Source organism: Streptomyces sp. HUAS CB01 (assembly GCF_030406905.1).
Taxonomy (GTDB): domain Bacteria; phylum Actinomycetota; class Actinomycetes; order Streptomycetales; family Streptomycetaceae; genus Streptomyces; species Streptomyces chengbuensis.
This window is the reverse complement of record NZ_CP129137.1, coordinates 4,885,419-4,906,663: the sequence shown is the minus strand read 5'-3', so window position 1 is coordinate 4,906,663 and position 21,245 is coordinate 4,885,419. Positions and strand designations below refer to the sequence as shown.

The 21,245-nt window shown below is 73.6% G+C and carries 19 protein-coding genes; 10 read left to right on the top strand and 9 right to left on the bottom strand.

Annotated elements, in window-relative coordinates; translation table 11 throughout:
• Positions 1-139: 139 nt before the first annotated feature.
• Positions 140-505 (bottom strand): hypothetical protein, encoded by a 366-nt coding sequence (locus tag QRN89_RS21825; protein ID WP_290351064.1) that lies wholly within the window; start codon positions 503-505, stop codon positions 140-142.
• Positions 506-625: 120 nt separating this feature from the next.
• On the opposite strand from QRN89_RS21825, the gene QRN89_RS21820 reads away from it, so the two are divergent.
• The gene (locus QRN89_RS21820) at positions 626-1,030 is read left to right on the top strand and encodes a hypothetical protein (RefSeq protein WP_290351063.1); all 405 of its coding nucleotides are present in this window, start codon (positions 626-628) and stop codon (positions 1,028-1,030) included.
• A 455-nt stretch (positions 1,031-1,485) separates the two neighbouring features.
• Here the strand turns inward: QRN89_RS21820 and hutH are convergent, their stop codons facing one another.
• The 5 genes from hutH to QRN89_RS21795 all read right to left on the bottom strand — a co-directional run bounded on the left by hutH (position 1,486) and on the right by QRN89_RS21795 (position 7,747).
• On the bottom strand, positions 1,486-3,030 hold the full coding sequence (gene hutH, locus QRN89_RS21815; RefSeq protein WP_290353811.1) for a histidine ammonia-lyase: 1,545 nt from the start codon (positions 3,028-3,030) through the stop codon (positions 1,486-1,488).
• A 151-nt stretch (positions 3,031-3,181) separates the two neighbouring features.
• Positions 3,182-4,315, bottom strand: coding sequence for a GGDEF domain-containing protein (locus QRN89_RS21810; protein WP_290351062.1), 1,134 nt, complete (start codon positions 4,313-4,315; stop codon positions 3,182-3,184).
• A 30-nt stretch (positions 4,316-4,345) separates the two neighbouring features.
• A complete protein-coding gene (locus tag QRN89_RS21805; protein ID WP_290351061.1) occupies positions 4,346-5,176 on the bottom strand; it encodes an enoyl-CoA hydratase/isomerase family protein in 831 nt (276 codons plus the stop codon).
• A gap of 252 nt (positions 5,177-5,428) precedes the next feature.
• A complete protein-coding gene (locus QRN89_RS21800; protein ID WP_290351060.1) occupies positions 5,429-6,673 on the bottom strand; it encodes an adenylate/guanylate cyclase domain-containing protein in 1,245 nt (414 codons plus the stop codon).
• Between the two features lie 183 nt (positions 6,674-6,856).
• Positions 6,857-7,747, bottom strand: coding sequence for a biotin--[acetyl-CoA-carboxylase] ligase (locus QRN89_RS21795; RefSeq protein ID WP_290351059.1), 891 nt, complete (start codon positions 7,745-7,747; stop codon positions 6,857-6,859).
• A gap of 196 nt (positions 7,748-7,943) precedes the next feature.
• On the opposite strand from QRN89_RS21795, the gene QRN89_RS21790 reads away from it, so the two are divergent.
• The 4 genes from QRN89_RS21790 to QRN89_RS21775 all read left to right on the top strand — a co-directional run bounded on the left by QRN89_RS21790 (position 7,944) and on the right by QRN89_RS21775 (position 10,751).
• Complete coding sequence (locus QRN89_RS21790; protein ID WP_290351058.1) at positions 7,944-9,545, top strand: acyl-CoA carboxylase subunit beta; 1,602 nt, start codon at positions 7,944-7,946, stop codon at positions 9,543-9,545.
• A 26-nt stretch (positions 9,546-9,571) separates the two neighbouring features.
• Positions 9,572-9,778 (top strand): acyl-CoA carboxylase epsilon subunit, encoded by a 207-nt coding sequence (locus QRN89_RS21785; protein WP_290351057.1) that lies wholly within the window; start codon positions 9,572-9,574, stop codon positions 9,776-9,778.
• A gap of 116 nt (positions 9,779-9,894) precedes the next feature.
• On the top strand, positions 9,895-10,023 hold the full coding sequence (gene mmpB / locus QRN89_RS21780) for a morphogenic membrane protein MmpB (RefSeq protein WP_290351056.1): 129 nt from the start codon (positions 9,895-9,897) through the stop codon (positions 10,021-10,023).
• Positions 10,024-10,145: 122 nt separating this feature from the next.
• Entirely contained in the window at positions 10,146-10,751 is a 606-nt protein-coding gene (locus QRN89_RS21775; protein WP_290351055.1) for a nucleoside triphosphate pyrophosphatase, read from the top strand.
• 280 nt (positions 10,752-11,031) lie between these two features.
• Here QRN89_RS21775 and QRN89_RS21770 read toward each other — a convergent pair whose 3' ends face one another.
• Positions 11,032-11,532 carry a hypothetical protein gene (locus tag QRN89_RS21770; protein ID WP_290351054.1) on the bottom strand — a complete coding sequence of 167 codons (501 nt, stop codon included), beginning with the start codon at positions 11,530-11,532 and terminating at the stop codon, positions 11,032-11,034.
• 458 nt (positions 11,533-11,990) lie between these two features.
• Here QRN89_RS21770 and QRN89_RS21765 point away from each other — a divergent pair, with 458 nt between their 5' ends.
• On the top strand, positions 11,991-13,754 hold the full coding sequence (locus tag QRN89_RS21765; protein WP_290351053.1) for an acetyl/propionyl/methylcrotonyl-CoA carboxylase subunit alpha: 1,764 nt from the start codon (positions 11,991-11,993) through the stop codon (positions 13,752-13,754).
• 124 nt (positions 13,755-13,878) lie between these two features.
• Positions 13,879-14,472, top strand: a complete 594-nt coding sequence (locus QRN89_RS21760; RefSeq protein WP_384855449.1) for a TetR/AcrR family transcriptional regulator — start codon at positions 13,879-13,881, stop codon at positions 14,470-14,472.
• 286 nt (positions 14,473-14,758) lie between these two features.
• Here QRN89_RS21760 and QRN89_RS21755 read toward each other — a convergent pair whose 3' ends face one another.
• Complete coding sequence (locus tag QRN89_RS21755; protein ID WP_384138857.1) at positions 14,759-15,646, bottom strand: DeoR/GlpR family DNA-binding transcription regulator; 888 nt, start codon at positions 15,644-15,646, stop codon at positions 14,759-14,761.
• A gap of 180 nt (positions 15,647-15,826) precedes the next feature.
• Complete coding sequence (locus tag QRN89_RS21750) at positions 15,827-17,266, bottom strand: NAD(P)H-quinone dehydrogenase (RefSeq protein WP_290351050.1); 1,440 nt, start codon at positions 17,264-17,266, stop codon at positions 15,827-15,829.
• A gap of 250 nt (positions 17,267-17,516) precedes the next feature.
• Here QRN89_RS21750 and QRN89_RS21745 point away from each other — a divergent pair, with 250 nt between their 5' ends.
• The 3 genes from QRN89_RS21745 to QRN89_RS21735 all read left to right on the top strand — a co-directional run bounded on the left by QRN89_RS21745 (position 17,517) and on the right by QRN89_RS21735 (position 21,172).
• The gene (locus QRN89_RS21745) at positions 17,517-17,954 is read left to right on the top strand and encodes a gamma-glutamylcyclotransferase family protein (RefSeq protein WP_018889198.1); all 438 of its coding nucleotides are present in this window, start codon (positions 17,517-17,519) and stop codon (positions 17,952-17,954) included.
• Between the two features lie 558 nt (positions 17,955-18,512).
• Positions 18,513-19,322 carry a purine-nucleoside phosphorylase gene (locus tag QRN89_RS21740; RefSeq protein WP_290351049.1) on the top strand — a complete coding sequence of 270 codons (810 nt, stop codon included), beginning with the start codon at positions 18,513-18,515 and terminating at the stop codon, positions 19,320-19,322.
• Between the two features lie 185 nt (positions 19,323-19,507).
• Positions 19,508-21,172: a phospho-sugar mutase gene (locus tag QRN89_RS21735; RefSeq protein WP_290351048.1), complete on the top strand. Its 1,665-nt coding sequence runs from the start codon at positions 19,508-19,510 to the stop codon at positions 21,170-21,172.
• Positions 21,173-21,245: the final 73 nt, after the last annotated feature.

Here is a 21,245-nt window from a genome sequence, read left to right as displayed (position 1 = left end):
GCCACCGTTTCGGGTTCCGGCGATTCACACGACTCCCTGCGGGCCCGCAGCGCCTCCTGCGGGCCCGGACTGCGGGGACGGGCCCCGGTTCGCCGACCGCGGCGCCCGGGGCCCGGTCGGTCCGGCCGGCTCCGTCACGTCACGGGCGCCGTACGGGGTCCGTCCCGTCGTCCTGCCCGTCCTCGTCCGTCTCCCCATCTTCCTCGTCGATATCCCAGCCGTCGGCATCGGGGTCGTAGTCGATCTGCTCACAGCTCCACGACGCCTGGGCGAGTTCCACGCCGGGAACGTCGCCGATCAGGTCGAACGGGTCGACGAGGTACGCGAGAGCCTCCGCGGAGTCCTCGCGCACGGACGAGGAGGCGTGCGCGCGCTCCTCCTCCGGCATGAGCTCGTCCGTGTCGATGCGGTCGAGGGCCGCCCCGGTCAGCTCTTCCGGTTCGGCCACCTCCAGCACCAATTCGACGTGTAGCCGCACATAGCGTGATGTCTCAGAAGTGGTCATACGACGGAGACTAGAGCGCGGGGCCTCCCGACTTTCCTGCGACCCGCTGCTTTCATTAGCATCGCCGCAGCATCGCCTCGCGCGGTCAATTCGCCGCTGTCACAAGGGGGATCGTTTCCCGTGCCCGTCGCTCGTCGTCCGCTGCTGACCGCAACCGCGGCCGGTTCCCTGCTCTGTGCGCTGTGGTTCGTGCCCTCGGCGAACGCCACGGCGGACGGTGAGGCGGGGCAGCCGGACCGGCTCCGCTCCGGAGCTTCCGCTTCCGGCGTCGCGGACGGTACGCGCGGCACGCACGCGGCGGGCGCCCCGGCCGTGTCCGGCACCGGCGGCACGGAGGACGCCTCGGCCGCCGACGTGGTCCGGACGGGCGCCGAGGACCCGCAGGGCGGCGCGCAGGACCTTGCGCTGGCCGACACGGGCAGCGTGGACACGACGCCGTATCTCGTCGGCGGCACGCTGTTCCTCGGGGTCGGCGCCGGGTTCGTGAGCCATGCCGCACGAAGGAGCGGCGGCCGGCTGGTCTGACCCGCCGCGGGCGGCCCGGAGCGGGGCCGTCCGCGCCCGCTTCCGGGACACGCGGAGACACGCGGAGACACGCGGAGACACGCGGAGGGGGCCTCCCCGGGCGGGGAGGCCCCCTCCGCGTGGGACAGGGGACCGCGTGGGCGACGGGAGCCGCCGGGCGAGGGCAGCGGGCCGCCCGGGGAGGCGGCGGGTGGCTGACGACGGGCGGTCACGGAAGCGGACGAGCGCCAGTGCGGGCCCACGGGCGCCGCCACGCACGGCCACAGCAGCCGAGCGAACGCCGTACGAGCGCCACAGCGGGCCCGCGGGCGCCGCACGCACGGCCGCAGGAGCCCGGCGCGAACGCCGTACGGGACCCCAGCCGACGCCGTGCGGGACCAGCCGACGTCGAAACGGGCAGCGAGCGGACCCGCGCGGAGACCAGCCGACGCCGCCGATGCGGCACCCGGCCTCCGCTAAGCCAGCGGCCCGGTCACCCGCTCCACGGCCTCGATCAGCCGTCCGTCCCGGACGAACGCCTCGGCAGCCGCCAGGTCAGGCGCGAGGAAACGATCCGGCCCGGGACCGTCGACCCCCGCCGCACGCAGGGCCTCGATGGCCGCACGGGACGCGGGCGCGGGGGTGAGCCCGCGGCGCAGTTCGATCGCGCGGGTCGCCGCGTACAGCTCGACGGCGATGATCCGGGCCAGGTTGTCGACGGCCGTACGCAGCTTGCGCGCGGCCGACCAGCCCATGGAGACGTGGTCCTCCTGCATGGCGGAGGAGGGGATCGAGTCGACGGAGGCCGGGACGGCGAGCCGCTTCATCTCGCTGACGAGGGCGGCCTGCGTGTACTGGGCGATCATCAGCCCCGAGTCCACGCCGGCGTCGTCGGCGAGGAAGGGCGGCAGGCCGTGCGAGCGGTTCTTGTCGAGCAGCCGGTCGGTGCGGCGCTCGGCGATGGAGCCCAGGTCGGCGGCGGCGATCGCGAGGAAGTCGAGCACGTACGCGACGGGCGCCCCGTGGAAGTTGCCGTTGGACTCGACCCTGCCTCCCTCGGGCAGCACCACCGGATTGTCGATGGCGGCGGCGAGTTCGCGGTCGGCGACCAGGGCGGCGTGGGCGATGGTGTCCCGGCCGGCGCCGGCGACCTGCGGTGCGCAGCGCACCGAGTAGGCGTCCTGGACCCGGGGTGCCTCTTCCTCCTGGAAATGGCCGGTCAGCTCGGAACCCTTGAGCACCGCGGCCATGTTGGCGGCGGAGGCGGCCTGGCCGGGGTGGGGGCGGATGGCGTGCAGCTCGGGCGCGAGGACCTTGTCGGTGCCGAGCAGGCCCTCCAGGGTGAGGGCGGCGGTGATGTCGGCGGAGGTGTACAGCCTGCGCAGATCGGCGAGGGCCATGAGCAGCATGCCGAGCATGCCGTCAGTGCCGTTGAGGAGGGCGAGGCCCTCCTTCTCGTGCAGTTCGACGGGCTCGATGCCGTGGGCGGCGAGGAGTTCGCTGGCGGGGCGGACGGTCCCGTCGGGGCCTTCGGCGTCGCCCTCCCCCATCAGCGTCAGCGCACAGTGCGACAGCGGCGCGAGGTCGCCGGAGCAGCCGAGGGAGCCGTACTCGTGCACGACCGGCGTGATCCCGGCGTTGAGGACGTCCACCATGGTCTGCGCGACGCCGGGGCGCACGCCGGTGTGCCCCGAGGCCACGGTCTTCAGCCGCAGGAACATCAGGGCGCGCACGACCTCGCGCTCGACGCGCGGGCCCATGCCGGCGGCGTGCGAGCGGACGATGTTGCGCTGCAGCTGGGTGCGCAGGTCGTGACCGATGTGCCGGGTCGCGAGGGCGCCGAACCCGGTCGAGACGCCGTACACCGGCTCGGGCTTCGCGGCCAGGGCGTCCACGATCGCGCGCGCGGCGGCGAGCGCGGAGAGCGCGTCGCCGGAGAGCTCGATGCGGGCGTTGCCGCGGGCCACGGCGATGACGTCTTCGGCGGTGGTCCCGGACGTCCCCACCACGACAGTGTGCATATCCATATTCAGCACCCTACGGATTGAATCCCTCTCTGTCACGGGGTGGGTGGCCGCTGCCGGTGACGGCCGGCGGGCGGCGCGCCCCGGCACGGCTCCACACCGGTACGGGCGGGCAGGACGCCGCCCCGGGGCGCGGAAGCCGCCGGGCTCAGTGGCGGGCGTCCCGGAACCGGCGGCGGTCCTGGGACGACGGCGGCGGGGTGTCCGCCAGCGGGAGCACCGAGTCGTCCCGGCCCGCGACCACCGGACCCGCCGCCCTGGCCGCCTTCGCGCGGTACTGCGCGGCGTCCGCGAGCCGGAACAGCCGGCGGGCGGAGCGGACCGCCCCGATCGGGTCGCCCGTCGACGCGACGCCGCACGCGACCCCTTCCCCGAGTTTCAACTCGCCTGCCCGCTCGCAGAGTTCCTCGGCCACCTTGACGACGTCGTCGGCCGACGGACCCGCCGTCAGCAGACAGAACTCGTCGCCGCCGAGGCGGGCGGCCAGCGCCCCCGGCAGCATCGCGCCGCACAGCGAGAGCACCGACCCGAAGCGCTCCAGCAGCCGGTCGCCCGCCGCGTGGCCGTGGGTGTCGTTGACCCGCTTGAGGCCGTTGAGGTCGCACACCACCAGCGAGACCACCGAGCCGTCCGTCCGGTGCTGCTCCAGCACCTCGTCCAGCCGGACGTCGACGGCCCGCCGGTTCGCGAGCCCGGTCAGCGGGTCGGTGAACGCGAGCCTGCGGACCTCCTCCAGCCGCTCCTGCTGAGCGATCCCGGCGGCCACGACCTGGGCGAGGACGGTCGCGAAGTCGGCGTCGTCCCGGTCGAACACGGACTCCCCCGCCGGACGGGCCACGTACAGCTCGCCCCAGGCCCGGCCGTGCAGCACGATCGGCGCGACGACACAGCAGCCGCGCCCGCGCTGCCGCAGCGCGTCGACCCGCTGGTGGCTGTAGCCGTGCTCGCCCTCGGCCGCGCCGTCCGCCGTCTCCACCCAGGCGCGCGGGGCGCCGCCCCCTGCCCACTGCTCGTGCAGGAACTCGGTGATCTCCGGGAAGCGGTGGACGGGATAGGTCTCGCCGTCCGGGAACTCCTCCTCGTCCGGCGCGCGGGCTCCCGCGTTCACGAGCACCTTCAGCCGCCCCCGGTCCCGCTCCCAGACGGAGAGCGCGGCGAAGCTCCCCCTCAGCGCGTCGCACGCGGCCGCCGCCGCGCCCCGCCACAGCTCCCGCGGCGTGCGCGCGGCCGCCATCGCCTGTGCGAGCGCGACGACGGCTCGCAGCCGGACATCCTCACCCATCACCCCAGCTTAGGGAGTTTTGTATGGGTTTCACTCGCCGGGCCACTCCGGCTTCCGCTTCTCGTTGAACGCCGCGACGCCCTCCGCCCGGTCACCGGAGAACGCCACCGAACGCCAGGCCGCGTCCTCGACGTCGAGCCCCGCCCGCAGGTCGAGCCCGTGGCCGAGCCGCAGCGCCCGCTTCGCGGCCCGCAGGCCGACCGGGGAGTTGGCGGCCATCCGGGCGGCCAGGGCGAGGGCGGCGGGACGGGCGTCCTCGGCGAGCTCGTCCACGAGACCCAACTCCCGCGCCTCGGCGGCCTCCACGCGCCGCGCGGTGAACACCAGCTCGGCCGCACGTGCGGCGCCCACGCGCCGCGGCAGCAGCTGCGTACCGCCGCCACCGGGGATCACACCGACGGAGACCTCGGGCAGGCCGACGACGGCCGTCCCGTCGGCCACGATGACATCGCAGGAGAGCGCCAGCTCGAACCCTCCGCCCAGCGCGAAGCCGTGCACCGCGGCGATCGTGGGCATCGGCAGTTCCAGCACGCCGGTGTACGCGGCGCGGGCGGTCGGCCGCTGACGGACCAGCTCCGCGTCCGTGAAGGAGTTGCGCTCCTTGAGGTCGGCGCCGACACAGAAGGCGCGGTCGTTCGAGGAGGTCAGGACGGTCACCCGGACCGACCGGTCCGCCGCCAGCGCGTCACAGGCGGCGGCGACGCAGCGGGCCATCTCCGTCGAGACCGCGTTCATGGCCTTGGGCCGGTCGAGCACCAGCTCGGCGACGTGGCCGCCCTCGTGGCGGCGTACGGCGACGAACTCGCCGAAGCGCTGCTCGGACGCGTGTGCGGACCCGACCTCGGACCTGACCTCGGACATGATCGACGACCTCCCGGTTAACGATGGTTCACCGGCAGGAGATCCTAGTGCCGCGTCAGGCGAGGTCTACCCATCAGGGAGCGGCGTCCGGTGCATGGGGTCTCCCCCGGCCCCTCCGGGCCGGGGGAAGGACCGCAAGACGCCGAATCGACCTCGCAGTGGGCCCACTCGGTCGATTCGGCAATGCCGCGAGTCGCGTCGCGACCGGGCGAACGTCGCCTGATGCGGCGCCAACCTGTCCGGACAGCACACCTAGGCCGGGCGCCGCGTCAACAGCCAGGGCTCCACCACGCCGAGCCCGCGCACCGGCCGCTGCCACATGGGCTGCAGCGCGAAGCGGTACGAAGGGGGCTCCTCGCCCTCCTTCTCGGCCGCGGCCGCCGCCTCGGCGGCCTCCGCCTCCGACTCGGGCGCGTCGCCGGTGCGCGCCAGTTCCTCCGCGAACGCCCCGTCCACCAGGACGGCGTCCTTCGGCGCTATCGAGGTCAGCCGGCTCGCCAGGTTCACCGTCGTGCCGAACACGTCGCCCATCCGGGTCGTGACCGTCCCGAAGGAGATGCCGACCCGAAGGGCCGGCATCGTCTCGTCGTGCGACAGCGTCTCGATCAGCCGCATCGCGATCTCCGCGGCCGTACCGGCATCGTCCGCCGCGAACAGCACCTCGTCCCCGAGGGTCTTGATCAGCCGGCCGCCGTGCGCGGCGACCAGGTCGGCGCAGGTCGTCTCGAACGCCTCGACGAGCTCGCCCAGCTCCTCCTCCTCCAGGCGCCGGGTGAGCCGGGTGAAGCCGACGAGGTCCGCGAAGCCGACCGCGAGCCGCCGGTCGACCATCTCCTCGTCGTCCGCGGCCTGCACGACCCGTCCGGTGGCGGCGGCCAGCTGGCGGCGCCACACGTAGACGAGAAACTCCTCCAGCTCCGGCAGCAGCAGCTCGACCAGCGGATAGGTGACCTCGGTACGGGTCATCCCCGGCTCGGGGGGCTCGGTGAGGCCCTCCAGGAAGGAGTCGATCTGCCACTCCGCGAGCCGCGCCGTGGTCTGGCCGGTGGACCGCGCCACCTGCACGGCCATGGGCTCGCTCAGCAGTCCGGCCTCGACCAGACCGGCCAGGCGCCGCAGCGCGAGCACATCGGCCTCGGTCAGGGCCTTGGCCTGGCCGATGTCGGCGAACCCCATGGCGCGCCAGAAGCGCGATGCGAGGTCCATGGAGACCCCGGCGGTCCTGGCCGCCTGAAAGGGGGTGTACCGGCGGTCCGCGCCGAGGATCAGCTGTTCGAGCCGGATGGCCAGCGGGTCCTTCGTCGGCTCGGCGGTGTGGTCCACCTCGTGGTGCGGCGTCGGGTGGACGTCCGACGTCTGCCTCCGGCCGGGGCCGCCCGCGGAGGAGTCCGCCCCGGTGGACGGGCCCCCGCCCGAGGTCCCCGTACCGGGCGCGTCCCCGCCCTGGGACTCCCCGCCGGAAGCGTCCGCGCCGGAGGCGCTGTCGTCGACGGTCACCGGCCGCCTCCTGCCCGATCCCTGCGCACTGCCCTGCCGATCTGTCGTGCGTGCCGGTCCGCGTACGGCCGCGGGAAGCCCGGCGCGGCCTCAACGATACGGCAGGTGTGCCCTGGCTCACGTCCCGGTGGCACGGCCGGTTCGGGGTGTCCGGTCGATCACGCCGGACGGCCGCACCCCCGGTCACCGGCCGTTCGGCCGCAGGTGGACGATGTCCCCGGCCCCGATGGGGTGGTCCTTCCCGTCGGGGGTGGTCACCACGAGCCGTCCGTCGCCGTCGATCGCGACCGCCTCGCCGATCAGGCTCCGGTCGCCGGGCAGCTCGGCGCGGACCGTGAGGCCGAGGGTCGAGCAGCCGGCCGCGTAGGTCTCCTGCAGCCGCGAGGCGCGGGCGTCGCCGTTCGCCGCCCGCCAGGTGCCGTACCAGTCCTCGAGCGAGCGCAGCAGCGCCCGCAGCAGGGGGTCGCGGTCGGTGGAGACGGCGTTCGCGAGGGCGAGGGAGCCCGCCTGCGGCACGGGGAGCTCGTCCTCGCGCAGGGTGACGTTGATCCCGATGCCGATGACGACGCCGTCGTCGCCCACGCGCTCGGCGAGGATGCCGCCCGCCTTCCGCTCCTCCCCGCCGACCTTCACCATCAGGTCGTTCGGCCACTTCAGGGTGAAGTCGGCACCGGCCGCCCTGGCCAGGCCCGTCGCCGCGGCGACCCCGGTCAGCAGCGGCAGCCAGCCCCAGCGGTCCACGGGCACGTCGGGCTTCAGCAGGACGGAGAGGAACAGCCCGGAGCGCGGCGGCGCGGTCCAGCTGCGGTCGAGGCGGCCGCGACCGGACGTCTGCTCCTCGGCGACGAGCACGGCTCCCTCGTCGAGCTCCCCGGCCCGGGCCGCGAGATCGGAGTTGGTGGAGCCGGTCGCCTCGACGACGTCGAGCGAGGACCACAGCCCGCCGGGGCGGATCAGTGCGCGGCGCAGTGCGGCGGCGTTCAGGGGCGGGCGGTCGAGATCGGACCAGCGGCCGCCGGCGTGGGCGCCGGGGAGGTCGTCGGACGGGCTGCCGGAGGTGTCGTGAGGCGTCATGCCGCACAGCTTGACCCTTCCGTCCGCGCGAGGCGAACCGCGGGGCGGACCGTGTCGGGTGCCGTGCGCAAGCACTCGGGGGTGTGGCCAACGCCGCACTGCCGAACGGTATCCGCGCCGATACGCTACGAGTCAGTAGCCAGACCTCTCTTTACGTAGCCAACACCCCCGTGACCAGGCAGGGAGCCGCATCCCGATGTCCGAGCCGGCAGAGCACCAAGAGATCGACATCCACACCACCGCTGGCAAGCTCGCGGATTTCCAGCGCCGTGTCCACGAGGCGACGCACGCGGGCTCCGAGCGCGCGGTCGAGAAGCAGCACGCCAAGGGCAAGCTGACCGCCCGTGAGCGGATCGAACTCCTCCTCGACGAGGGGTCGTTCGTCGAGCTGGACGAGCTCGCACGCCACCGCTCCACCAACTTCGGCCTGGAGAAGACCCGTCCGTACGGCGACGGCGTCGTCACCGGCTACGGCACGGTCGACGGCCGGCCGGTGGCCGTCTTCTCGCAGGACTTCACGGTCTTCGGCGGGGCGCTGGGCGAGGTCTTCGGCCAGAAGATCATCAAGGTGATGGACTTCGCGCTGAAGACCGGCTGCCCGGTCATCGGGATCAACGACTCCGGCGGCGCGCGCATCCAGGAGGGCGTCAGCGCGCTGGGCATGTACGGCGAGATCTTCCGCCGCAACACCCACGCGTCCGGGGTGATCCCGCAGATCTCCCTGGTCGTGGGCCCCTGCGCGGGCGGCGCCGTGTACTCGCCCGCGATCACCGACTTCACGGTGATGGTCGACCAGACCTCGCACATGTTCATCACCGGCCCCGACGTCATCAAGACGGTCACCGGCGAGGACGTAGGCTTCGAGGAGCTGGGCGGCGCCCGCACCCACAACACCACGTCCGGTGTCGCCCACCACATGGCCGGCGACGAGAAGGACGCGATCGAGTACGTCAAGTCGCTGCTGTCGTACCTGCCGTCGAACAACCTGTCCGAGCCCCCGTCCTTCCCCGAGGACGCCTCCCTGGACCTCACCGCTGAGGACCAGGAGCTGGACACGCTGATGCCGGACAGCGCCAACCAGCCGTACGACATGCACACGATCATCGAGCACGTGCTGGACGACGGTGAATTCCTGGAGACCCAGGCGATGTTCGCGCCGAACATCGTCACCGGCTTCGGGCGGGTCGAGGGCTTCCCGGTCGGCATCGTCGCCAACCAGCCGATGCAGTTCGCGGGCTGTCTCGACATCGACGCCAGCGAGAAGGCCGCCCGTTTCGTGCGCACCTGCGACGCGTTCAACATCCCCGTGCTCACGTTCGTCGACGTGCCCGGCTTCCTGCCGGGTGTGGACCAGGAGTACGGCGGCATCATCCGGCGCGGCGCCAAGCTGATCTACGCCTACGCCGAGGCGACCGTCCCGCTCATCACCGTGATCACGCGCAAGGCCTTCGGCGGCGCGTACGACGTCATGGGCTCCAAGCACCTGGGCGCCGATCTGAACCTGGCCTGGCCCACCGCGCAGATCGCGGTGATGGGCGCGCAGGGCGCGGTGAACATCCTGCACCGCCGCACGCTCGCCGCCGCCGCGGACGCCGAGGCCCAGGAGAAGCTGCGGGCCGAGCTGATCACGGCCTACGAGGACACGCTCCTCAACCCGTACGTCGCGGCCGAGCGCGGCTACATCGACGCCGTGATCATGCCGTCCGACACCCGCGCCCAGATCGTGAAGGGCCTGCGTCAGCTGCGGACGAAGCGGGAAAACCTTCCCCCGAAGAAGCACGGCAACATCCCGCTGTAGATCCCCGAGGACCGCGAGGAGCTTTGATGATCAAGGTCGTACGGGGCAACCCGACCCCGGAGGAGCTGGCCGCCGCCCTGGCGGTGGTCCAGGCGCGCGCCGCGGCGACGGCCTCCGCCGTGTCCGGCGCGCCGCTGCCGCCCGAGGAGTGGTCGGACCCCGCCCGTATCGCCCGGGCCCGCGCGCTGCGGCCGGGACCGCGGGCATGGACGCGGACGTACTGGCCGGGCTGAGCCCGCGAGCGGGCGTTCACGGCGGCCCGGCCGGTCCGTGATTGGTCCTTTCGCACCGGGGCGCCTGAGTATCCGTACTCAGGCGCCCCGCGCGTCCCGGCATCACGATCGGAACCATGCTGTGGTCCGACCCGGAGGACGAACCTCCGCAGGAGATGCGCGACATGCAGGCGATGATGCGCCGTGCGGGCGTCCTGCTGGCGCTAGCCATGATCGTCGCGATGTTCGTCGTCGGGCTGCACTGACGGCGGGGCGGCGGTGCGCGCGCACCGGCGGCGCCGCCCCGCCCGGGGCCCGGGTCGCCCATGGCCGGCAGGTCGCCGCATCGGCGCCCGGGGTGTCACCCGGGCCGCCTACGATGGCCCGCATGACCGTTCAGCGCCGCCGCGTCGTCCTCGCCTCCGCCTCCCCCGCCCGCCTCGCGCTGCTCCGTGACGCCGGGCTCGCCCCGGAGGTGATCGTCAGCGGTGTCGACGAGGACGCGCTGGGCGCACCGGACCCGGGCTCGCTCGCCCTCGTCCTCGCCGAGGCCAAGGCGGACGTGGTCGCCGCCCGCCCCGAGGCCGCGGGCGCCCTGGTCGTCGGCTGCGACTCCGTACTCGAACTGGACGGCGAGGCCCTCGGCAAGCCGGCCGACGAGGAGGAGGCCACCGCCCGCTGGAAGTCCATGCGCGGCCGTGCGGGCATCCTGCAGACCGGGCACTGCGTCATCGACACCACCACCGGCCGCCGCGTCTCCGCGACCGCCTCCACCACGGTCCGCTTCGGTGAACCGACGGACGCCGAGATCGCCGCGTACGTCGCGAGCGGCGAACCGCTGCACGTGGCGGGCGCGTTCACGCTGGACGGCCGCTCGGCCCCGTTCGTCGATGCGATCGAGGGCAGCCACGGCAATGTGATCGGGCTGTCGCTGCCGCTGCTGCGCCGACTGCTGGCGGACCTGGGAATCGGCATCACCGACCTCTGGGCCTGATCCCCGGCGCCCGCCGGCCCTCCACACGGACGGCCACCACACGGACGGCGTGCCCCGCGGACGGCACACCACGGGCCGGCACTCGGCGGGGCCGGGACCGGCGGCCGGAGCGCGTGGCGAGGCCGATGGACGCGGCACCTCTCCGGCCCGAGGCGCGGTCTTGCGGACGCGGCAACTCCACCCGCCCGAGGGCGCGGCCACCCGCCCGGGCCGGACCAAGCCCGGGTCTCCACCAGGCCGGGTCTCCACCAGGCCGGGTCTCCACCAGGCCGGGTCTTCGTCAGGCCGTGGCCGGGCCGTCGCCGACGGCGGGCCCCTTGTCCATGGAGACCGACGGGCCGTTGCCGGCCGGCGCCGCCCCTCCGTCGCGCCCCTCGGGCTCCGCCCCGCCGTACTGCAGCAGGCCGAGGACGATCAGGGCCAGTACGACCATCAGGAACGTGAACGCGTGCCAGCCGACGAGCCCCACGGTGAGCGCGCCCAGCACGCCGTGCACCACGGCGCAGCTGACCAGGAGCACCCGGCCCCAGCGGCCGGGACCGCGGTCGCGCACGGCGGCGACCAGGAAGAGCGTGCCGCACGCGGCGAGGAAGAACCCGAACGCCCCGCCCATCACCCAGGTGCTGGTGGCCATCACATCGGGATCGAGGCCGTCCAGGGACATGCTCTGGTTGTCCACGAAGGTGGCCATGATGCCGTTGATCACCACGATGCCGACGGCTTCCAGATAGAGCACGATCGCGGCCACCACGGCCACCGTTCTGCGGACCACGGCGCCCACCCCTTAGCTTCCCGCCTCTGTTACCAGCAGTACGAACGACACCGCGAACGCTACTAACGGGTAAACCCGCGGACAAGGGCCCGGACACGGGCAAAGAATCATTCGGCCATTCGTAGGGACTCCACAAAGAAACGCGCGTCGCCGCTGGCTGCTGAGGCAGAGACCTTGACCACACCTGACGGCTACTCTGCACAGGGGAAAACCGACGTACCGTGGTGCGACAAGGGCATTCACGGTACGGCCACGCCCCGGATCACCCTCCGTGTGGGGAAGCTCACGACTGGGAACGGGTCGAAAGGCCGTGTCGGTAGTCCCTAAACTCAGCGTGTTTCAGCGAAGTCTTCGGCGCGGTGACCCCGCCGAGCGCTCCGGCCGGCGCGCCCGGACCGGGGACCGGCCCGCGGCGTAGCCGCAAACCGGGGCGTCACCCCCGGGATAACAGCAAGGAGGGAGCCATCGTGCGCAAGGTGCTCATCGCCAACCGAGGCGAGATCGCTGTCCGCGTTGCCCGTGCATGCCGGGACGCCGGGATCGCGAGCGTAGCCGTCTACGCCGACCCGGACCGTGACGCTCTGCACGTCCGCGCGGCCGACGAAGCGTTCGCCCTGGGCGGTGACACCCCGGCCGCCAGCTATCTGGACATGGCCAAGGTCCTCCAGGCCGCCGCCGACTCCGGTGCGGACGCCATCCACCCCGGGTACGGCTTCCTCTCCGAGAACGCCGAATTCGCCCAGGCCGTCATCGACGCCGGGCTCACCTGGATCGGCCCGCCGCCCGCCGCGATCCGCGACCTCGGCGACAAGGTGGCGGCCCGTCACATCGCCCAGCGCGCCGGCGCCCCGCTGGTGGCCGGCACCCCCGACCCGGTCTCCGGCGCGGACGAGGTCGTCGCCTTCGCCGAGGAGCACGGCCTCCCGATCGCGATCAAGGCCGCCTTCGGCGGCGGCGGCCGCGGCCTGAAGGTCGCCCGCACGCTGGAGGAGGTCCCCGAGCTGTACGACTCGGCGGTGCGCGAGGCCGTCGCGGCGTTCGGCCGCGGCGAGTGCTTCGTCGAGCGGTACCTGGACAAGCCGCGCCACGTCGAGACCCAGTGCCTGGCGGACCAGCACGGCAACGTCGTGGTCGTGTCCACCCGTGACTGCTCGCTGCAGCGCCGGCACCAGAAGCTGGTGGAGGAGGCCCCCGCGCCGTTCCTCTCCGCGGAGCAGAACGCCGAGCTGTACCACGCGTCCAAGGCCATCCTCAAGGAGGCCGGCTACGTCGGCGCGGGCACCGTGGAGTTCCTCGTCGGCAACGACGGCACGATCTCCTTCCTCGAGGTCAACACCCGGCTGCAGGTCGAGCACCCGGTCACCGAGGAGGTCACCGGCATCGACCTGGTGCGGGAGATGTTCCGCATCGCCGACGGCGAGAAGCTCGGCTACGACGACCCGCCGCTGCGGGGCCACTCCTTCGAGTTCCGCATCAACGGCGAGGACCCCGGCCGCAACTTCCTCCCGGCGCCCGGCACCGTCACCTCCTTCGTCGCGCCCTCCGGCCCCGGTGTCCGCCTGGACGCCGGTGTGGAGTCGGGCAGCGTCATCGGCCCCGCCTGGGACTCGCTGCTGGCGAAGCTGGTCATCACCGGCGCCACCCGTGAGCAGGCGCTGCAGCGTGCGGCGCGCGCCCTGGCCGAGTTCCAGGTCGAGGGCATGGCCACGGCCATCCCGTTCCACCGTGCGGTCGTCTCCGACCCGGCCTTCGCCCCCACGGACGGCACCCCGTTCAAGGTCCACACCCGCTGGATCGAGACCGAGTTCGTCAACGAGATCAAGCCCTTCGCCGCACCGGCCGACGCCGAGGCGGAGGAGGAGCCGGGCCGCGAGACGGTCGTCGTCGAGGTCGGCGGCAAGCGCCTGGAGGTCTCGCTGCCGTCCTCGCTGGGCATGACCCTCGCCCGGACCGCCGCGGCCGGCGGAGCGCGCCCCAAGCGCCGCGCGACCAAGAAGTCCGGCCCCGCCGCCTCCGGCGACACGCTGGCCTCCCCGATGCAGGGCACCATCGTCAAGGTCGCCGTGGAGGAGGGCCAGGAGGTCAAGGAAGGCGACCTCGTCGTCGTCCTGGAGGCCATGAAGATGGAGCAGCCGCTGAACGCGCACCGTTCCGGCACCGTGAAGGGCCTCAGCGCCGAGGTCGGCGCGTCGATCACGTCCGGCGCGGTGATCTGCGAGATCAAGGACTGACGCCGCCGCCGCGCAGCCGCACGCGGACGGGGCCCGCCGGGAGCATCCGGCGGGCCCCGTCCGCGTTCCGCGGGAGGACCCGGGCCGGGGTTCGCACCGGCGCACCGATGGCATGCTGGGTGCCATGACGACGAGTACGGCGGCCGGCGCCACAGCGGGCGCGGTACGGCCGATGCGGGCCGACGCGCGCCGCAACTACGAGCGGCTGCTCGTCGAGGCGCGCAAGGCGTTCGCCGAGCACGGCACGGACGCGTCCCTCGAGGACATCGCCAAGCGGGCGGGCGTGGGCATCGGCACGCTGTACCGGCACTTCCCGAACCGGCACGCCCTGATGAACGCGGTCTTCCAGGACGCGGTGGCATCCCTGCTCACCCGGTCCGGGGAACTGGCCTCGGCGGACCAGCCGTGCGCCGCCCTCGTGGAATGGCTGCGCGCCATCATCACTCATGCGGGTGAATACCGGGGGGTGGCCCGGGCGCTCATGTCGGCCTCGCACGACGCCAGTTCCGCGCTCTCCCAGTGCAGCGTCCCCCTCCGCGAGGCCGGCGCCCGGCTCCTCTCCCGCGCCCAGACGGCCGGCGCGGTCCGGACGGACGTCTCCATCACCGACCTGCTCCAGCTCACCAACGCGATCGCCCTGGCAGCCGAGCAGGCCCCGTCCGACCCCGAACTCGCGGACCGCCTGCTGATGCTGACGTTGCGCGGTCTGAAGGCATAGGCCATGGCCGGCGGGGTCCGCGGCCACGACCGGACCCGGCGCCCTGTCCGGCCTTCGCCGGACGCGGCCCGCCGACGGCAGCCGGGCCGGTCCGCCCCGGGGCGACCGCCCGCGACTCGTCGGCGCGGCAGCCCGCGTCCTCCGTACGCCGCGCGGGGGTGCGCGGCCGTGGTCGGCGGCGCGGCAGCCCGCGGCCTCCGTGCCTGCCCGTGGGTGCCGCCCCGAGCGCCCCGCGCGGGGACGGTCCCCGCCCGGACCGGGCTCGGGAGGCGGGGGCCCGGTCGCGTCAGCGGCGGCGCAGGTCCGCCACGCGCCGCTCCGGGGCGTCGGCCGTCAGGGCCGCGGCCGGGCGGAGGGGGGTGGCCGGGTGGGTGGTGCGGCGCTGTCCGGGGAGGGGGACCTCACGGCGCGAAGGGGACGCGTCGACCGCCGTCCCCGCCACGGCGACCTGCACGCCCTGGTCGGCGAGCGCCTGGAGCTCCGTCGCCGCCCGGTCGTCGTGCTGCGGCGGCTCGTCCGTCACCAGGCGGGTGATGACGTCCGTCGGCACGGTCTGGAACATCGTGTCCGTGCCCAGCTTGGTGTGGTCCGCCAGCACGACGACCTCCGCGGCCGCCTGTACCAGCGCCCGGTCCACGCTCGCCGACAGCATGTTGGACGTGGACAGCCCGCGCTCGGCCGTCAGGCCGCTGCCGGACAGGAAGGCGCGGGAGACCCGGAGCCCCTGGAGCGACTGCTCCGCCCCGCTGCCGACCAGCGCGTAGTTCGAGCCACGCAGCGTGCCGCCGGTCATGACGACCTCGACGCGGTTGGCGTGGGCCAACGCCTGGGCGACCAGCAGCGAGTTGGTGACGACGGTGAGCCCTGGGATACGCGCGAGCCGGCGGGCCAGCTCCTGCGTGGTCGTGCCGGCGCCGACCACGATGGCCTCGCCCTCTTCGACCAGGCCCGCGGCGAGATCGGCGATGGCCGTCTTCTCCGCGGTCGCGAGATGGGATTTCTGCGGGAAGCCGGACTCTCGCGTGAATCCGCCCGGCAACACCGCACCGCCGTGCCGGCGGTCGAGCAGTCCTTCTGCCTCCAGGGCCCGCACGTCCCGCCGTACGGTCACTTCGGAGGTCTGGACGACGCGGGCGAGCTCACGGAGCGACACGGCTCCGTTGGCACGCACCATTTCGAGGATCAATTGACGACGTTCTGCAGCGAACACGAAACTGACAGTAACCCCAGCGGTCGATGCTTTTCAGCACTTTGCGCCGAATACGGGAAGTTGCCCACACCGGGGTACGGGAAGTGATATAGGACCCCTGCCCTATCGTCCCGGCTTGCCGGGGTTGATCCCCGCGGCCCGGTGCTACGCGCCGCCCGTCGCCTTCCGGGTGTGCAACTGCCGCGCCACCTCCGCGATCGAGCCCGACAACGACGGGTACACGGTGAAAGCGTTTGCGATCTGTTCCACCGTCAGGTTGTTGTCGACCGCGATCGAGATGGGGTGGATCAGTTCCGAAGCGCGCGGTGAGACGACCACTCCGCCGACCACGATGCCGGTGCCGGGCCGGCAGAAGATCTTCACGAAGCCGTCCCTGATGCCCTGCATCTTGGCGCGCGGGTTGCGCAGCAGCGGCAGCTTGACGACCCGGGCGTCGATGACGCCGCCGTCCACGTCCGCCTGGGTGTAGCCGACGGTCGCGATCTCCGGGTCGGTGAAGACGTTCGACGAGACCGCCTTCAGGTTGAGCGGGGTCACCGCGTCGCCCAGGAAGTGGTACATGGCGATACGTCCCTGCATCGCCGCCACCGACGCCAGTGCGAAGACACCGGTGACGTCACCGGCCGCGTACACACCCGGCGCGGTCGTGCGCGAGACCTTGTCCGTCCAGATGTGCCCGGACTCGGTGAGCTTGATCCCCGACTCCTCCAGGCCCATGCCCGCGGAGTTGGGGATGGCACCGACGGCCATCAGGCAGTGCGTGCCGGAGATGACCCGGCCGTCCGCCAGCGTCACCTCGACCCGGTCGCCGACGCGCTTGGCGGACTGGGCGCGGGAGCGGGCCATGACGTTCATGCCGCGGCGGCGGAAGACGTCCTCGAGGACCGCGGCGGCGTCCGGGTCCTCGCCCGGCAGCACCCGGTCGCGGGAGGAGACGAGCGTGACCCGCGAACCGAGGGCCTGGTAGGCGCCGGCGAACTCGGCGCCGGTCACACCGGAGCCGACCACGATCAGCTCTTCGGGCAGCTCGTCCAGGTCGTACACCTGGGTCCAGTTGAGGATCCGCTCGCCGTCGGGCTGCGCGTCGGGGATCTCGCGCGGGTGGCCGCCGGTGGCGATCAGCACGGCGTCGGCGGTGAGCGTCTCCTCGCTGCCGTCCGCCACGGTGACGATCACCTTGCGGGAGCCGTCGAGGGCCTGCCCGCCGTCGAGCCGCCCACGGCCGCGCATGACCCGCGCGCCCGCACGGGTCACCGATGCGGTGATGTCGTGGGACTGGGCGAGCGCGAGCCGCTTCACCCGTCGGTTGACCTTGCCGAGGTCCACGCCCACGATCCGGGCGGCCTGCTCGATGTGCGGGGTGTCGTCCGCGACGATGATGCCGAGCTCCTCGTGCGAGGAGTCGAAGTTCGTCATCACCTCGGCCGTGGCGATCAGGGTCTTCGAGGGTACGCAGTCGGTGAGTACGGAGGCTCCGCCGAGGCCGTCGCAGTCGACGACGGTCACCTCCGCGCCGAGCTGGGCGGCCACCAGAGCCGCCTCGTATCCGCCGGGTCCGCCACCGATGATCACGATCCGGGTCACTGGGGTTACGCCTCGCGCTCTCGCTCTGCCGGGTGTCGGTCCCACCCATTCTCCCGCACGCGGGAAGCTGCTTCGCGCCGGGGGCTCTCCCGGGCGGGGAGCGGACCGGGGAGGACGGGCGGGAAACCCGGCGCGGACGCGGGACCAGCGCGTACGGCCCTCCGCGCGCCCGCCGGCGGTCCTCCCCGCGGGTCAGTCCCGGGGTATCGGGGCAGGCGGCCACCGCTTCCCCTCCCGTACCCTCGATCCCATGTCGCTCTACGCCGCGTACGCCGGCAACCTCGACGCGCGGCTGATGACCCGCCGCGCACCGCACTCCCCGCTGCGCGGCACGGGCTGGCTCAACGGCTGGCGGCTGACGTTCGGAGGCGAGCAGATGGGCTGGGAGGGGGCGCTGGCCACCATCGTGGAGGCCCCCCGCTCGCAGGTTTTCGTCGCGCTGTACGACATCGCCCCGCTCGACGAGGACTCGATGGACCGCTGGGAGGGCGTCGGGCTCGACATCTACCGCCGCATGCGCGTCCGGGTGCACACGCTGGACGGCGAGGAGCCTGCCTGGGTGTACGTCCTGAACGGGTACGAGGGCGGGCTGCCCTCCGCCCGCTACCTGGGCGAGATCGCCGACGCGGCCGAGTCCGCGGGCGCCCCGCACGACTACGTGATGGAGCTGCGCAAGCGGCCCTGCTGACCCGGGCGCCAGGGCGTCGCCGCCGGGTCCGACGCCGACGCCCCTGCCCCGGCGACCTCTGCGCTCACGCCGGCCGGCGAAGCCGGCTCACCCGGCCGCTCGCCGCAGCTCCCGAGGTCCCCTCCACCAGCCGACCGTGCCCCGGCCCCACCGGGGTCACGCCCGGCGGGCGCCCACCCGCCGACCGCGTGCACCGGCCCCGGGGTCCCGCTCCACCGGCCGGCCGCATGCGCCGGCCCCACCCGGGCCCCCGTCCACCTACCGACCGTGCACCGCCCCCACCGGCGAGAGCGTGCGCACCCGACCGCCGCCGCCTCCTCCCGGCGATGTCTCCTTCCCCGCCCGGCCGCCCGCCCGCCCCGGAGTCACGCCCGGCGGGCGCCCACCCGCCCCCGGCGTGCGGCCACCGGCCACCGCAACTCCACCGCACCACCGGCGCCCTGCCCGTGCGCCCCGCGCTCGTCCCCACGCCCCTTGTGCGTTTCCACGAGGAAACGGTTGCAGAGTCGTGAGCATCGTCATCTACGCGCGTAGGGTTTCTCAGGCTAGGCTTTTCTCGTGAACGTTTCTCTTACCCCGGACCCCCATGCCGCCGCCGACGCCGCGGCCGCGCGCCTGCGAGAGCTGACCGGCGCCGAGACCCACGACGTCGCCCTGGTGATGGGCTCGGGCTGGGCGCCCGCAGTCGACGCCCTCGGTGCCCCCGACGCCGAGTTCCCGGTCACCGAACTGCCCGGCTTCCCGCCCCCGGCGGTCGAGGGCCACGGCGGCAAGATCCGCTCGTACCGGATCGGTGAGAAGCGCGCGCTCGTCTTCCTCGGCCGTACGCACTACTACGAGGGCCGCGGCGTCGCCGCCGTGGCGCACGGTGTGCGCACCGCCGTCGCCTCCGGCTGCAAGACCGTCGTCCTGACCAACGGCTGCGGCGGTCTGCGCGAGGGCATGCGGCCCGGCCAGCCGGTCCTCATCAGCGACCACATCAACCTCACCGCGGCCTCCCCGATCGTCGGCGCCAACTTCGTCGACCTGACGGACCTGTACTCGCCGCGGCTGCGTGCGCTGTGCAAGGAGGTGGACCCGTCGCTGGAGGAGGGCGTCTACGTCCAGTTCCCCGGCCCGCACTACGAGACGCCGGCCGAGATCACCATGGTCCGGGTCATGGGTGGCGACCTCGTCGGCATGTCCACGGTGCTCGAGGCGATCGCGGCCCGCGAGGCCGGCGCCGAGGTGCTGGGCATCTCCCTGGTCACGAACCTCGCGGCGGGGCTGTCGGGCGAGCCGCTCAACCACGAAGAGGTCCTGCAGGCCGGCCGTGACTCCGCGGCGCGCATGGGTGAGCTGCTGACCCGGGTGCTGGCCCGGATCTGACGGGTCACCGCCCCGGCGCCGGTGCGGCGCCGGGCACGGACCCCGCGGGCCGGACCGGCACGCCGCCGGTGCCCTCCCGGGGCCGACGGGTCGGCACCGCCGTCCCGAACGGGCAGGCGTGGGAGTCGTCGGGCACACAGCCGGCCGCGCCCACGCTCACGACGACATCAGAGAGGCACATCACCGTGGCGCAGGACCTGATCACGCAGGCCCGGGCTTGGCTGGCCGAGGACCCGGACGCGGAGACCCGGGACGAGCTGGCCCGGATCATCGAGGCGGGGGACACGGCGGAGCTGGGAGCCAGGTTCGCCGGGACGCTGCAGTTCGGCACGGCCGGTCTGCGCGGGGAGCTCGGGGCCGGGCCGATGCGGATGAACCGCCTCGTCGTCATCCGGGCGGCGGCCGGTCTGGCCGCGTACCTCAGGGCCCAGGGCCACGCCGGCGGTCTGGTCGTGATCGGCTACGACGCACGCCACAAGTCGGCGGACTTCGCCCGCGACACCGCCGCCGTCATGACCGGCGCCGGACTGCGGGCCGCGCTGCTGCCCCGCCCGCTGCCCACGCCCGTGCTCGCGTTCGCGATCCGGCACCTGGGCGCCGTCGCCGGTGTCGAGGTCACCGCGAGCCACAACCCGCCGCGCGACAACGGCTACAAGGTCTACCTCGGCGACGGCTCCCAGATCGTCCCCCCGGCGGACGCCGGGATCGCCGCGGAGATCGAGGCGGTCGGCAGCGTCCACGACCTGCCGCGCCCCGACAGCGGCTGGGACACCCTCGGCGACGAGGTCGTGGAGGCGTACCTGGAGCGCACGGACGCGGTCCTGAGCCCGCACTCGCCGCGGACCGCCCGCGTGGTCCACACGGCCCTGCACGGCGTCGGCAAGGACGTGGTGCTGGCGGCCTGGGAGCGCGCCGGGTTCCCGGCCCCGGTGCTCGTGGACGAGCAGGCCGAGCCGGACCCCGACTTCCCCACGGTCGCCTTCCCCAACCCGGAGGAGCCGGGCGCGATGGACCTCGCGTTCGCGAAGGCGCGCGAGGTCGGGCCGGACATCGTCATCGCCAACGACCCCGACGCCGACCGCTGCGCGGTGGCGGTCCCCGACGGCGACGCCGCCGGTGGCTGGCGCATGCTCCGCGGCGACGAGGTCGGCGCGCTGCTCGGCGCCCACCTCGTCCACAAGGGCGTGTCGGCGAAGGACGCGAACAGCACGTTCGCCACGTCGATCGTGTCGTCGTCGCTGCTGGGCCGGATCGCCGCCGCGGCGGGGCTCGGCTACCAGGAGACCCTGACCGGCTTCAAGTGGATCTCCCGCGCGGAGGGCCTGCGGTACGGCTACGAGGAGGCGCTCGGCTACTGCGTCGACCCGGACGGCGTGCGCGACAAGGACGGCATCACCGCCGCGCTGCTGGTCGCCGAGCTGGCCTCGGAACTCAAGGCCCAGGACCGTACCCTCACGGACCTGCTGGACGACCTCGCCGTCGCCCACGGCCTGCACGCCACCGACCAGCTGTCGGTGCGCGTGGAGGACCTGGGCGTCATCGCCGAGGCCATGCGCCGGCTGCGCGAGAAGCCGCCCGTGGCACTGGCCGGACTGCGGGTGGTGTCGGCGGAGGACCTGTCGAAGGGCACCGAGGCGCTGCCGCCCACGGACGGTCTGCGGTACCACCTCGAGGGCGCGTACGACGCCCGGGTCATCGTCCGCCCGAGCGGCACCGAGCCCAAGCTCAAGTGCTACCTGGAGGTCGTGGTCCCGGTCGGCGGGCCGAGCGAGCTGTCCGCCGCCCGGACCCGTGCGGCCGAGGTCCTCGCGGCGGTCAAGCGGGACCTGGCGGAGGCCGCCGGGATCTGACGTCCCGTCGGGCCCACCCCCCGCGCCCGTGTCCGGCCGCCGCCGGGCGCGGGCGCCGTCTTCTTGCGGGTGA

Bases quoted from the DNA above. Each gene is read 5' to 3' on its own strand.
- QRN89_RS21825 (WP_290351064.1), bottom strand. From the start codon at position 505: ATGACCACTTCTGAGACATCACGCTATGTGCGGCTACACGTCGAATTG.
- hutH (WP_290353811.1), bottom strand. From the start codon at position 3,030: ATGCACACTGTCGTGGTGGGGACGTCCGGGACCACCGCCGAAGACGTC.
- QRN89_RS21810 (WP_290351062.1), bottom strand. From the start codon at position 4,315: ATGGGTGAGGATGTCCGGCTGCGAGCCGTCGTCGCGCTCGCACAGGCG.
- QRN89_RS21805 (WP_290351061.1), bottom strand. From the start codon at position 5,176: ATGTCCGAGGTCAGGTCCGAGGTCGGGTCCGCACACGCGTCCGAGCAG.
- QRN89_RS21795 (WP_290351059.1), bottom strand. From the start codon at position 7,747: ATGACGCCTCACGACACCTCCGGCAGCCCGTCCGACGACCTCCCCGGC.
- QRN89_RS21790 (WP_290351058.1), top strand. From the start codon at position 7,944: ATGTCCGAGCCGGCAGAGCACCAAGAGATCGACATCCACACCACCGCT.
- QRN89_RS21785 (WP_290351057.1), top strand. From the start codon at position 9,572: ATGATCAAGGTCGTACGGGGCAACCCGACCCCGGAGGAGCTGGCCGCC.
- mmpB (WP_290351056.1), top strand. From the start codon at position 9,895: ATGCTGTGGTCCGACCCGGAGGACGAACCTCCGCAGGAGATGCGCGAC.
- QRN89_RS21775 (WP_290351055.1), top strand. From the start codon at position 10,146: ATGACCGTTCAGCGCCGCCGCGTCGTCCTCGCCTCCGCCTCCCCCGCC.
- QRN89_RS21760 (WP_384855449.1), top strand. From the start codon at position 13,879: ATGACGACGAGTACGGCGGCCGGCGCCACAGCGGGCGCGGTACGGCCG.
- QRN89_RS21755 (WP_384138857.1), bottom strand. From the start codon at position 15,646: ATGGTGCGTGCCAACGGAGCCGTGTCGCTCCGTGAGCTCGCCCGCGTC.
- QRN89_RS21745 (WP_018889198.1), top strand. From the start codon at position 17,517: ATGTCGCTCTACGCCGCGTACGCCGGCAACCTCGACGCGCGGCTGATG.